The following is a 12,609-nucleotide window of genomic DNA, read 5'->3' as shown; positions in this document are numbered from 1 at the left end:
ATGTGAGGAGTGAGGCGTTATGCGCAAGTGGATTGCGGCGGCAGGGCTTGCTTACGTGCTGTACGGGCTGTTTTTTTATTGGTATTTTTTTCTGTCCGGTGATTCCGCAGTACCGGAGGCTGTGAAAGGGACGCAGGCTGACCCGGCTTCTTTTATGAAGCCGTCTGAATTGGCAGTGGCGGAGCAGTATTCAAATGTAAAGAATTTTTTATTTTTTATCGGGATTCCTCTTGATTGGTTTCTGTTCTTTGTATTGCTGGTCAGCGGCGTTTCAAAGAAAATAAAGAAATGGATGGAAGCGGCCGTGCCTTTTCGGTTTTTGCAGATCATTGGTTTTGTGTTTGTGCTTTCGCTGATCACAACGTTGGTGACGCTGCCTTTAGATTGGATAGGCTATCAAGTATCGCTTGATTACAACATTTCCACACAGACAGCGGCCAGCTGGGCTAAGGATCAGGTTATAGACTTTTGGATCAGCTTTCCGATCTTTACGCTTTGCGTTGTTGTGTTTTATTGGCTGATCAAACGGCATGAAAAAAAATGGTGGTTATACGCTTGGCTGTTAACAGTGCCGTTTTCGCTGTTTCTGTTTTTTATTCAGCCTGTCATTATCGATCCTTTATACAATGATTTTTATCCGCTGAAAAACAAAGAGCTTGAAAGCAAGATTTTAGAGCTGGCAGAAGAAGCCGAGATTCCGGCTGATCATGTATATGAAGTGAATATGTCTGAAAAAACAAATGCGCTTAATGCCTATGTCACAGGCATCGGAGCCAACAAACGGATTGTATTGTGGGATACGACGCTGAACAAACTTGACGATTCAGAAATTCTCTTTATTATGGGCCACGAAATGGGCCATTATGTCATGAAGCACGTCTATATCGGATTGGCTGGCTATTTGCTCGTGTCGCTCGCTGGATTTTATGTCATTGATAAGCTTTATAAGCGGACGGTCCGCTTTACCCGCAGTATGTTTCATTTGGAGGGACGGCATGACCTTGCAGCCTTGCCGCTGTTGCTGCTTTTGGTGTCTGTTTTGAGCTTTGCGGTCACGCCTTTTTCTCATGCTGTCTCGCGTTATCAGGAGAATCAGGCTGACCAGTATGGGATCGAGCTGACGGAGAACAGAGAAGCAGCTGTTAAAACGTTTCAGGATTTGGCCGTGACGGGACTGAGCCAGGTTGATCCTCCGGTGCTTGTAAAAATTTTTAGAGGCAGCCACCCTTCGATTATGGAGCGGATTCAACACGCGGAAAAAGAAGAGAATAAACCAGAACAGGATTATGACAAATAAAAAGAAGCAGGTATGGAGGAACCTGCTTCTTTTTGATATTATTGTGCAGCTGCTTGTACATTGATTAACCCTTTTCCATAATAGAAAGAGCTTCCAAGGTATGTTGTAGTGCTCTCTAAACGATTACGGACTTGTGTGTTTGTCCAAGTCGGGTGCTTAGAAAGAATTAAAGCGGCTGCTCCGGCAACGTGAGGAGTCGCCATTGACGTTCCGTTGTAAGCGCCGTAAGTGCCTCCAGGAAGTGTGCTTTGGATAGATACGCCAGGAGCCATCACATCAAGCTCAGAACCTACGCTTGAGAATGAAGCTCTTTGGTTGCTGCTGTTTACCGCACCTACCGCGATGGTAGAAGGATATTTCGCAGGATAGCCGACCGTGCTTGAGCTTCCGGACGTGCCTTCATTTCCGGCTGCAGCAGCAACGACAATACCGCTGGAAACGGCTTTATCAACTACTGTTTTCAGCGCTGTAGAACCAGAAGGTCCGCCAAGACTCATGTTGATCACGTCCATATTGTTGGAAATGGCCCACTCAATGCCGTTAATTATCCAGCTGTATTGGCCGCTTCCTGTTGAATCAAGAACTTTTACTGCATATAACGATGCGTTCGGCGCTACGCCCAGAACACCGATGGAGTTATTAAGAGCGGCAATCGTACCGGCTACATGCGTGCCGTGAGAACTGCCGTCTTGGTATGGGTTTGTTTCAGAAGGTACGAAGCTTGCTCCGCCTCTCACGTTTAAGTCAGGATGAGAAGAGTCAATTCCGCTGTCGATAACAGCTACTTTTACGTTAGACCCTGTGTAGCCTTGAGAGTGAAGAGCCGGCGCTTTAATTTGAGAAATGCCGTAAGGGACAGATTGCGCATATTCATGTGCAATATGATCTTCTTCCACATATGCAACGCTCGGATCTTGTTTCAATTCTTTTACTGTTTTTGCATCCAATGTTGCTGCGGCTGCGTTAACATACTTAAACTGCTTTTGAACTTTTCCGCCTTTCTCAGAAATAACATCCTTTTTCTTGGCGGAGCTCATGGCACTCATTGTCTGTTTAAATCCTACAATGTACTTCTTTTCTGTACTGCTTTTTCCGGCGGCCTGCGCAGACATGTTGCTGAACGCCATCGTAAAGATTAACGTTAACGCAAACAACAAGCTGATCCACAAATTTTTGTTTCTCACTCTTTACACTCTCCCTTTTTTAAAATTCAGACTAGACTTACTTAAAAGACTATTCTGTTAATTTATTGTAATAGATGGAATCATATTTTAGTAGACCTATTTTTTTGCGATGATTTTATCTCTATTTAGGTATATCATCTCTCGCAATTTCTGTAGAGTCTCGAAGCAACTAATTTCATACAGAAAAGAATGAAATTAGACATGAGCAAATGTTCATTATGTTGAAATGCCAAGCTTTTTCAGGTTAAATGCTCCTGAGCCCTAGCAAATTCCTGTCGAAAAAAATCCTTCAAATGACCTGCATGTGTTTCCGTGAGGTCAATGGATATTATCGTGATATTTTTTCTATGTATGATGATAAAAGTATTCTGAAAAATGAACTTTGCAGAAAATTCTATTAAAGTTAAAATAAAGCGATTATAGAGAGGGAGGAAGAAATGAGATGAACATTCGCCAAGCAAAGACATCAGATGCAGCAGCCATCACGCCGTTATTTAACCAGTATCGGGAATTTTATAAGCAGGCGTCCGATCTGAAAGGGGCAGAGGCTTTTTTGAAAGCGCGTCTGGAAAATCACGAGTCTATTATTTTGATAGCTGAAGAAAATGGAGAATTCATAGGTTTTACCCAGCTCTATCCAACGTTTTCTTCTGTGTCAATGAAAAGAATCTACATATTAAATGACTTATTCGTCGCTCCTCATGCGCGAACAAAGGGAGCTGGCGGGCAGCTGCTGTCTGCCGCAAAGGATTATGCTGCGGAAAACGGGGCAAGTCGTTTATCGCTTCAGACTGAACACCACAACCTGACGGCAAGAAGCTTATATGAGCAAAACGGCTATGAAGAGGATACTGCATTTGTCCATTATCGTCTCAATGTGCCGGCGAAGTGAAATTGAAGCTTGATGATTTGGTTTTTGGAACATTCTTCGGTTACAATAAAAACGAAAAGGAGTGTACCGAATGTCAACGTTATTTCAAGCATTGCTGGCAGAGGAAAATGCCGATGATGTTTCAGTCCATGTGAAAACCATGTCAACAGAGGATTTGCCGAAAGATGGTGTCCTGATTAAAATGGCTTATTCCGGCATCAATTATAAAGATGGTCTGGCTGGAAAAACGGGCGGCAATATCGTCAGAGAGTATCCGCTTATTTTGGGCATTGACGCCGCGGGTACGGTCGTCTCTTCCAATGACCCGCGTTTTGCCGAGGGGGATGAGGTCATTGCGACAAGCTATGAGCTCGGTGTCTCCCGCGATGGCGGATTAAGTGAATATGCTTCAGTGCCTGGTGACTGGCTGGTGCCTTTGCCGCAGAATCTTTCGTTAAAAGAAGCGATGGTGTACGGAACGGCGGGATTTACCGCGGCGTTATCGGTGCACCGGCTTGAACAGAACGGCCTGTCTCCGGAAAAAGGGAGCGTGCTTGTCACTGGAGCAACCGGCGGTGTCGGCGGAATTGCAGTATCGATGCTGAACAAGCGGGGCTATGATGTGGCGGCAAGCACCGGAAACCCGGAGGCCGCTGATTATTTGAAGCAGCTTGGTGCAAGCGAAGTGATCAGCAGGGAAGATGTCTATGACGGAACGCTTAAGGCGCTGTCCAAGCAGCAATGGCAGGGAGCGGTTGATCCTGTCGGCGGAAAACAGCTTGCCTCGGTTCTAAGCAAAATCCAATATGGCGGATCTGTCGCGGTAAGCGGTTTAACCGGCGGGGGAGAAGTGCCTGCAACGGTGTATCCGTTCATTCTTCGCGGGGTCAGCCTGCTCGGAATCGATTCAGTGTACTGTCCGATGGATGTCAGAGCCACTGTGTGGGAGCGCATGTCTTCTGATCTTAAACCAGATCAGCTGCTGGCCATCGTGGATAGGGAAGTATCGTTGGCGGAAGCGCCGGCTGCGCTAAAAGATATTTTGCAAAATCGCATTCAAGGAAGAGTCATTGTGAAGCTTTAACAGGATCAGCTTGCAGAGAAAAGCTATGTTTTTCTGCAAGCTTTTTTATGTACATGGGTTTGTACTGCTGCGCCCTGAAAATAATTTTTCATTTGCCATTATCGTCCTGCTTCATTACAATGAAAAACAAGTTTTTCCTGTAAGCTGAACTTTCTCTTCTCATTTCAAAAAAAGTTAGTGATAATGATTCTCATTCCGTGTTATACTATCTCTTGGATATCTTACCCTTAGAAACTACATACAGGAGAGACTTGGACATATGAAAAAAGCACTGATGATTCTTACAGTTTTGCTTCTTTCTGTTTTAACAGCGGCCTGCTCGTCTTCAAGCGGCAATCAAAACAGCAAAGAAAATAAAGTAGCGGTAACACACGATTTAGGGAAGACAAATGTGCCTGAGCATCCGAAGCGGGTTGTTGTGCTTGAACTTGGTTTTATCGACACGCTGCTTGATCTCGGCATTACACCTGTAGGGGTGGCCGATGACAATAAAGCGAAGCAGCTGATTAACAAGGATGTGCTGAAGAAAATTGACGGCTACACATCTGTCGGCACCCGCTCACAGCCAAGCGTGGAAAAAATAGCTTCATTAAAACCGGATTTAATTATTGCCGATACGACCCGGCATAAAAAGGTATACGATCAGCTCAAAAAAATCGCACCGACGATTGCGCTTGATAATTTAAACGCGGATTATCAGGATACAATTGACGCTTCACTTACGATTGCAAAAGCGGTCGGCAAGGAGAAGGAAATGGAGAAAAAGCTGACGGCGCATGAGGAAAAGCTAAATGAGACAAAACGAAAAATCAGTGCTAACAGCGAATCCGTGCTGTTAATTGGAAATACAAATGATACAATTATGGCCAGAGATGAAAATTTCTTTACATCCAGACTTTTAACACAGGTCGGCTATCAATATGCGATCAGCACGTCAGATAACAGTGAATCAGGCAATGGCGGCGACTCAGTGAACATGAAAATGACACTTGAGCAGCTGCTGAAAACAGATCCGGATGTCATCATCCTGATGACAGGAAAAACAGATGACATTGACGCGGACGGCAAACGCCCGATCGAAAAGAATGTGCTTTGGAAGAAGCTGAAGGCAGTGAAAAACGGCCATGTGTACCACGTGGACCGTGCGGTATGGTCTCTGCGCCGCAGTGTGGACGGAGCGGATGCCATTTTGGATGAGCTTCAGCGAGAGATGCCGACTGTGAAGAAATAAAAGGAAAAGACAGGCAAACGCCTGTCTTTTCTTATTTGATAAAGCCGGATAAGTGGCTGTTGATGTTATAGTCTTTAATCCGCCATTTCTCTTCTGCAAATTCAATGTTGCTGAGGCAGGCGTTGACGAGGCGCGTGCTTTGCAGCTCTGGGTCACCGCCGGAAATTTCCGTCAGCAGTGCGTGAATCGCTGCACCGTGAGCGACGATCAGCACCTTCTGGTTTGGATACGCGTGATTTACTTTGACCAAACCGCCCATCAGCCTGTCAGTGAGTACTTCTAACGTTTCCATATTCGGATAGATTTTATCCGGATAGCGCTTTGTCCGTTCTTCCAGCAGCATGCCCTCCGCATCGCCGTAATCGCGTTCTTTAAAGTCATCCATTTCCACAATCGGAAGATGCAGATATTCATTAATGATTTCCGCGGTTCTTTTCGCTCTTTTCAGCGGGCTCGTCACAATGACATCCCAAGAAAAATCCTTTACATATTCTCCGGTTTCTCTTGCTTGGCGTTCACCTGTCGCGTTCAGCGGAATATCGGTTTTGCCTTGGCATTTTTGCTGCAGGTTCCAATCGGTTTCTCCATGTCTTACTAAGCAAACGGCTGTCATAAAATCCCCTTCCTGACTTTGGTCATATCGCTATTATACTAAATCAAAAGCACGCATCCTATGAAAAAGCCTATGCCATAATTTCAAATAATAAAGCAAGACCGATTCCGCCGCCGCTTCCGATGGCCGCAACGGCATATTGACAGTCTGTCCGTCTTTGCGCTTCATAAAACAATCTGGTTACCAGAGCTGCACCTGATGCGCCGTACGGATGGCCGAGAGCTAACGCGCCGCCGCGAACATTGATTTTTGAAAAGGGGATGCCGAGTTCTTGAGAGCAGACACAAATTTTGACGGCAAAGGCTTCATTGATTTCATATAAATCGATATCATCAGGTGTTAAATTGTGTGTGATTAAGAGATTACGGATCGCATCAACCGGTGCAGCGGGCGGATAGTTTGGGTGAAACCCGCTGACGGCGCTGCCGATAAACCGGAGCACAGGCTTAAGCCCTAGGGCTGCCGCTTTTTCTTCTTTCATTACAAGGAGAGCGGCCGCTCCGTCTGATATGCCGCTGCTGTTGGCTGCTGTAACCGTTCCGGAACTGGTGTCGAAAACCGGTTTTGCACGGGAAATAATCGCTTCTATCGGCCGCTTTTTCAGAAATGCTTCGTCCATCTCTAATTCTCCGAGAGGAACAATTTCTTGACGGTAAAATCCTCCATCATGTGCGTTTCTGCTGCGTTGATGGCTGAGAAGCGCATATTCATCCTGCTTTTTTCTGCTGATGGAATAGCGTGCTGCCGTATATTCCGCTGCGATACCCATGTCGGGATCACCGATTGCATCTGGAGAAAACCGGGCCCGTTCTGAAAAGGGCGATTGGCTGCTGCTTTCTGAGCCGCCCGCGATATACATCGTGCCGGCTCCCGCTTGAATGAGACTGCAGGCATAGCGTACAGCTTCAAGGCCGGAGCCGCACTGTCTGTCAATCGTCATCCCGGGAACCGATAAAGGCAGTCCGGCTTGCAGAGCTGACAGCCTGGCGAGGTTGCCGCCTCTGCCTGTTGCGTTTCCGAGAATCACCTCGTTGATTTGATCCTCTAGCTTTCGGCTGAGACAGCTGATGATAGGACCCGCCAAATCCTCCGGGAGAAAGTGATTCAGCAGCCCGTTTTGTTTTCCAAAGATCGTTCGTTTTGCATCAACAATAACCGCATTCAAGTTACACTGCACCCTCTTCTAGCCATTTCGTCACGCTGGAACGGGCGATTTTTCCGCTGCTCGTTTCCGGCAAGCAGTTTGTAAACACCCATTTTTTCGGAATTTTGTAGGATGCCAGTTTCTGTTTGCACAAGGCTTTCAGCTTTCTGGCATCAGTGTTTCCGTGAATGACAGCTACAGCGATTTCTCCCCAATACTCGTCCGGGATTCCAACGACAGCCGCGTTTTCAACCTCTGGACAGGAGAGAAGCACACGTTCAACTTCTTCTGGGAAAATATTTAACCCTCCGTACACAATCATCCCGTTTTCTCTTCCTGATATGTATAGAAAGCCATCCTCATCGACACAGCCCATATCATCCACTGTCATCCAGCCGGATTCATCTAGTGCGCTGCCGTTGACATAGCCGGAAAACCGCATCGGGCTTTTGACAAATATTTTTCCGATTTCTCGGGGCTGACAGCGTTCTCCCGCAGCGCTGCGGATTTCAATCTGGACGTTGTGAAAAGGGCGGCCAGCTGAATGCGGCTTCCGTTTGCTGTCTTCCGGTGAGGAATATGTCACAAAGCTAAGCTCTGATGTGCCGTAAAAATCGTATAGCTTGAGATGAGGCCATTTTGCGGCCAGCTTTTTCTTAGATTCTGCCGGCCAGTCTGCACCTGATGAAATGATTTTGACAGGACTGTTGGGAAACGCCTCAATTCGGGAAAGGGCGTCTGTCATCGTCGGTACGGCATAGAGAACGCTGACAGATTTACCGTTCAGCCATTCCTTCGCTTGAGTAGGGGAGAATTTTTTCAGCAAGCAAACGGTTCCCCCGAGAAACAAGGTGCTGACAGCCCCATATAGGAAGTGAGAGGACATTAACGTCCCGGGAATCAGAACCTTATCATCTGATGAAATCGAAAAATCAGTTTCCGTACACGTAAAGCTCTCCATCCATGAGCGGTGAGATCGTGTGAAGGCCTTCGGTTTTCCTGTCGAGCCAGACGTAAATCCCATATAAAAAGGGTGCTCTGGATCAATGATAGGCACGGGATCAGCGGATGCCTCCGAAATATCTGCCATACAGTTATCCAGCAAAACAACAGGTGTCTTGTTATCTATCAGTTTGTTTTTGAAAAAGGTTGAAGTCACCACAAGATCCACATCACTTATGGACAGCCGCTCCTTGCATTCAGCCGCGCTCCAGCGTGTGTCGATGGGAACTGCCGTGCACCCCGCCGCTGCAGCTCCGGCAAACAGCTGTAAAAACGCCATGCTGTTCGGGAGCAGGATCGCCACACGCTTTGGCATGTTCGGCTGCGACCGCAGCCAATTTGCGGTTTGAGAGACTAGTTGAGCCCAGTCCCTGTATGTGATTTGCTCCGATTCAGTATGGATCGCCACATGGCCGGGCGATCTTTCGGCAATAGATGAATAGGTATGAGTAATTGTCATGGAATCAGCCTCCTTTCGTAAACATCGTATCAGAAAGAGACAAGGCTTGGGTGATTTTTATCGCCAGAAACGCAGATACAGCTGCTTTTATCAAATCACCAGGCACATACGCAAGGCTCATGAAGGCGGCCTGTGACAAATCAATATGCATGATAAAAGCTTGTACTGGTATACCGAGCAGATAAATAAAGATGATTCCGAATACAATATGTGTGAAAAAGAGACGCAATACAGTCACTTTTCGCAGTCTGGAAACGGCTAAACTGATCAGCCACGAAGCGAAGGGATAAGCGATCAAAAAGCCTGCGCTCGGCCCGAAAAAAACGCCAAACCCGCCTCGGCCGCCGGGCAAAAGAGGCGCTCCGAAGGCAACGAGCAGCAAAAAGACAAGCTGGCTTAAGAAAGCAGACTTAGGCTTGAGGATGCTGCCTGCCAGCATCACACCAAGCGTTTGTAATGTAATCGGAACGGGTGTAAATGATAAGAAGAGAGGAGGCATAAAGCCAAGCACTGCCATCAGTGCGGTAAAAATGGCAATATGCATCATGTCTATTAATCTCAGCATGTGAAATCCTCCAAACAGTAATAAAATATGGTTATACAATAAATGCAGGTCATTATTATGTCAACTAATTTTTAATTTTAGTTAACAATATAAGCGTGAAAAAACCGGCTGCTTGGCAGACCGGTTTTTGATGTTTATTCTTCTGTAAGAATAACAAGCGAATCAACAGATGCGGCCACGTGAGAAACGGCGCGGCTGACTTCCTGAAGCCCTCCGAGAAAGGCCTGCAAATCGACGTCGATTTTGCCTGATTGCTCTTTGCTGACTTTCATGCTGTGGACGATTTCATCGAATAGGCGGTTAATTTGCGTCATTTTTTCTTTACTATCGCCGACTAGCCCATTCACGTCTTTGATATGCTTTGAGACGATTTCGATTTGTGTATTCGTATTGTTCACAAGCTCAGACACGGTAGAGACCGTTTTTTTCGTGTCCTCAGAAAGCTTCCGCACTTCATTAGCCACTACCGCGAAGCCTTTACCGTGTTCACCGGCGCGGGCAGATTCAATAGAAGCATTGAGCGAGAGGAGGTTTGTTTGTTCAGCAATGCCAGTGACAATGCCGAAGATTTTTTCAATTTGCTGTGCGATTTCATCTAGCTTGACCATTTCTTTTTCAATTTTGACAAGGCTCGTGTCAATTTTATTCATCTGTTTTTGCTGGATTTCAAGCTCTTTTTTTCCGCCGATCGACTTTTCTTCAACGGTGCCGGATGTCACTGTGCCGGCTTTCGATGCTTCAGAAATGCCTTCAGATTTGTCCACAAGCTCTTGAACAGATCTGCTCGTTTCTGAAAACAGATTTGCAATCGACCCAGAGGTTTCTTGAATTTTCTGGTGAAGAAGGTTTTTCTTTTCCTCTTGTTCATCACGGGTTTGATTGTACTCGCTTTGAAACGCTTCGAGAACAAGCTGCTGTTCCAAGTTCAAGATTTTAGTTGTCGCTTTAATTGCTTTCAGCAGTTCCTTATGGTCTGTAATAGACGCTTCGTAAATGTTAATCATTGACAGGAGTAATTCTTGAAAGGCGCCCATATACCATTTTGGCTGAAGGCCGATTCTTAAATGAATGGAGGCGATTCGGTTTCGCTTTTCGATAAATTCATCATTGATAACGCCTGCAAACATTTCCTGAATATGCCGTTTTAACGTTTGTTTTAAGCGGTCAACTGAGCTGTGGTCATGAATGATATCCATCAATGAGCTTTCATGGTCAAGGTTTTTATAAAACGCATCGACGATGAAAACGATGTTTTCTTGGATTAGTGGCTGAAGCTGCTCTAAAGCGGAAAGCTCGGCATCTCCTAATCTGACCATTTTGAGCTGTTTTTTAACATCCGCATGTTTGTTTGTGAGCTGAATGCGGTTTTTTTGCTGTCCGTTTGAATCAGAAAAATAGGTTTCTTGTTTTCTATCTTTTTTAAATAACAATACTGTGATCCCCCTTGGGAAAAATATAATGTTTACCTTTTGGCTTTTTAAGCCTTTTTCTTTTTTATCGGTCAAGGGGAACGTGAATGAAGATACAGATGAAAAATATTTATAAAAACCGTTCACTAAAATGAACGGTTTAATCAAAGTCAATTTGTTTTAATGGCTTGATGGCAGGACCTTCAACAATTTCGCCGGTTGGCTTAAAGCGGGATCCGTGGCACGGACAATCCCATGTATGCTCGCCGTCGTTCCAGTCGACCTCGCAGCCTAAATGGGTGCAAGTCGTATCGACGAGATGAAGGCAGCCTTTTTCATCTCTGAATGCCCCCGCACGTCTGCCGTTGATGGTGACGGCTTTTCCTTCACCCGGCGCGATCTCTTCAAACTGGACGTCAGGCTTTTCAAGCTTTCCTTTAATGAAATGCTTGGCGACATCGGCATTGTAAGAAATCACTTTCTGCAGTCCGGGGTTCAGATGGAAACGGGACGGCGTGAAAATGCTTTCGTATGGATTGGCTTTTTTCTCCACAAGGTCTGACAATAGAGTGGCCGCGACAGCTGATGACGTCATGCCCCATTTTTTGAATCCGGTCGCTACAAGAATATTGTCCTCCTGTTCCGACATCGGTCCGATGAAGGGAATTTTGTCAATTGTCACAAGATCCTGGGTGGACCAATAATATGGGATGCTTTCGATGCCGATGGTGCTTTCTGCCATTTGTCTCAGTGTTTCGTAATGTGTCGACATGTCTTTTCCTTGGCCGGTTTTATGGCTTTCTCCGCTAAAGAGAATCAGTTTTTCTCCGTTTACGTTTGTATAGCGGAGGGCCACTGACGGCTGATCGATACTCAAATACATGCCCTCGGGATAGTCGATCTTTGGCTTGATGGCGAGGACATAGGATCTGTCAGCGTACATTCTCGCAGAATATAATCCGCCTCCGTCATAAAAAGGGAAGTGGGAACAGCATATGATAAAGCGGCTCTTAATGGCGTGCCGGCTTTTTGTTACCACTTCAGGCCTTTCGCCTTTTTTGACATCAAGCGCAACGGTCTCTTCATAAATCCGTCCGCCTTTTTGAACAATCTGCTCCAGAAGCGCTTTTAAGTATTGAAGCGGATGAAATTGGGCTTGATTTTTCATGACAAGCGCCAGCTTAGAACCTAAGGGAATCGAAAGCTCCTTTATAAGGTCTCTTTCAATGCCAAGCTTTGTGTATGCCTCGTGCTCAGTTCGGATTTTTTTTACAGCGTCTTCATTTGCTGTGTAAAGATATGCATCTTGTTCGCTCCATTCGCAATCAATTTGATGTTCATCCACAATTCCTTTTATGTAATCTATTGCGTTTTGATTGGCTTCATAATAAAGCCTTGCGTGGTTCAATCCGAAATTGCGGATAAATTCATCGTAAATCATGTCATGCTGGGCGGTAATTTTAGCAGTTGTATGGGCAGTGGTGCCATTGAGCACCTGATTTGCTTCAATCAAAACGACACGGAAGCCTCTCTTCGCGAGTTCATATGCCGTTGTAATTCCCGTAATCCCGCCGCCGATTATGGTGACATCACACTCAGTATCCTCTTGAAGCGCCGGAAAAGAAGGCAGGTCAGTTGATGTTTTCCAGTATGTTTCAGGTGCTTCCTTTGCAAAATATTGATTAGCCAAGCCATTATACCTCCAATCAGATTTATTCTTAATTTTTCCATATTCTATCTTTTCATACA

11 protein-coding genes and 1 pseudogene are annotated in these 12,609 nt (G+C 45.7%); 4 read left to right on the top strand and 8 right to left on the bottom strand.

What is annotated here, in order from left to right; all coding sequences use genetic code 11:
- The first annotated feature begins 19 nt into the window (after window positions 1–19).
- Window positions 20–1,297 carry a M48 family metallopeptidase gene (locus V6D44_RS04345; protein WP_087991269.1) on the top strand — a complete coding sequence of 426 codons (1,278 nt, stop codon included), beginning with the start codon at window positions 20–22 and terminating at the stop codon, window positions 1,295–1,297.
- A 38-nt stretch (window positions 1,298–1,335) separates the two neighbouring features.
- On the opposite strand, the gene aprE is transcribed toward V6D44_RS04345, so the two are convergent.
- A complete protein-coding gene (aprE, locus tag V6D44_RS04340) occupies window positions 1,336–2,481 on the bottom strand; it encodes a subtilisin AprE (protein ID WP_202328484.1) in 1,146 nt (381 codons plus the stop codon).
- Between the two features lie 442 nt (window positions 2,482–2,923).
- Between aprE and V6D44_RS04335 the strand changes: the two genes are divergently transcribed.
- The 3 genes from V6D44_RS04335 (at window position 2,924) to V6D44_RS04325 (ending at window position 5,667) form a co-directional block, all read left to right on the top strand.
- Window positions 2,924–3,373 (top strand): GNAT family N-acetyltransferase, encoded by a 450-nt coding sequence (locus V6D44_RS04335; protein WP_202328483.1) that lies wholly within the window; start codon window positions 2,924–2,926, stop codon window positions 3,371–3,373.
- A 70-nt stretch (window positions 3,374–3,443) separates the two neighbouring features.
- Window positions 3,444–4,436 (top strand): NADPH:quinone oxidoreductase family protein, encoded by a 993-nt coding sequence (locus V6D44_RS04330; protein WP_087991272.1) that lies wholly within the window; start codon window positions 3,444–3,446, stop codon window positions 4,434–4,436.
- Between the two features lie 259 nt (window positions 4,437–4,695).
- Window positions 4,696–5,667, top strand: a complete 972-nt coding sequence (locus tag V6D44_RS04325; protein ID WP_087991273.1) for an ABC transporter substrate-binding protein — start codon at window positions 4,696–4,698, stop codon at window positions 5,665–5,667.
- 31 nt (window positions 5,668–5,698) lie between these two features.
- Here V6D44_RS04325 and phoE read toward each other — a convergent pair whose 3' ends face one another.
- From phoE to V6D44_RS04295, 7 genes and pseudogenes are all read right to left on the bottom strand, one after another.
- Window positions 5,699–6,280 (bottom strand): phosphatase PhoE, encoded by a 582-nt coding sequence (phoE, locus tag V6D44_RS04320; RefSeq protein WP_087991274.1) that lies wholly within the window; start codon window positions 6,278–6,280, stop codon window positions 5,699–5,701.
- 70 nt (window positions 6,281–6,350) lie between these two features.
- Entirely contained in the window at window positions 6,351–7,445 is a 1,095-nt protein-coding gene (locus tag V6D44_RS04315; protein ID WP_253268986.1) for an acetyl-CoA C-acyltransferase, read from the bottom strand.
- 1 nt (window position 7,446) lies between these two features.
- A complete protein-coding gene (locus V6D44_RS04310; protein ID WP_253268987.1) occupies window positions 7,447–8,886 on the bottom strand; it encodes an acyl-CoA synthetase in 1,440 nt (479 codons plus the stop codon).
- 4 nt (window positions 8,887–8,890) lie between these two features.
- Complete coding sequence (locus tag V6D44_RS04305; RefSeq protein WP_087991277.1) at window positions 8,891–9,451, bottom strand: biotin transporter BioY; 561 nt, start codon at window positions 9,449–9,451, stop codon at window positions 8,891–8,893.
- Between the two features lie 134 nt (window positions 9,452–9,585).
- On the bottom strand, window positions 9,586–10,101 hold the full coding sequence (locus V6D44_RS21070) for a methyl-accepting chemotaxis protein (RefSeq protein WP_437124959.1): 516 nt from the start codon (window positions 10,099–10,101) through the stop codon (window positions 9,586–9,588).
- 240 nt (window positions 10,102–10,341) lie between these two features.
- Window positions 10,342–11,007: pseudogene (locus tag V6D44_RS21065) on the bottom strand (protoglobin domain-containing protein); the annotation flags it as partial.
- 13 nt (window positions 11,008–11,020) lie between these two features.
- Complete coding sequence (locus V6D44_RS04295; RefSeq protein ID WP_087991279.1) at window positions 11,021–12,550, bottom strand: FAD-dependent oxidoreductase; 1,530 nt, start codon at window positions 12,548–12,550, stop codon at window positions 11,021–11,023.
- Window positions 12,551–12,609: the final 59 nt, after the last annotated feature.

Origin of the sequence: Bacillus sp. 0209A (genome assembly GCF_036765095.1) — a bacterium.
GTDB lineage: Bacteria > Bacillota > Bacilli > Bacillales > Bacillaceae > Bacillus > Bacillus subtilis_G.
The sequence above is the reverse complement of the archived record's forward strand: the minus strand, read 5'-3'. Positions and strand labels throughout refer to the sequence as shown.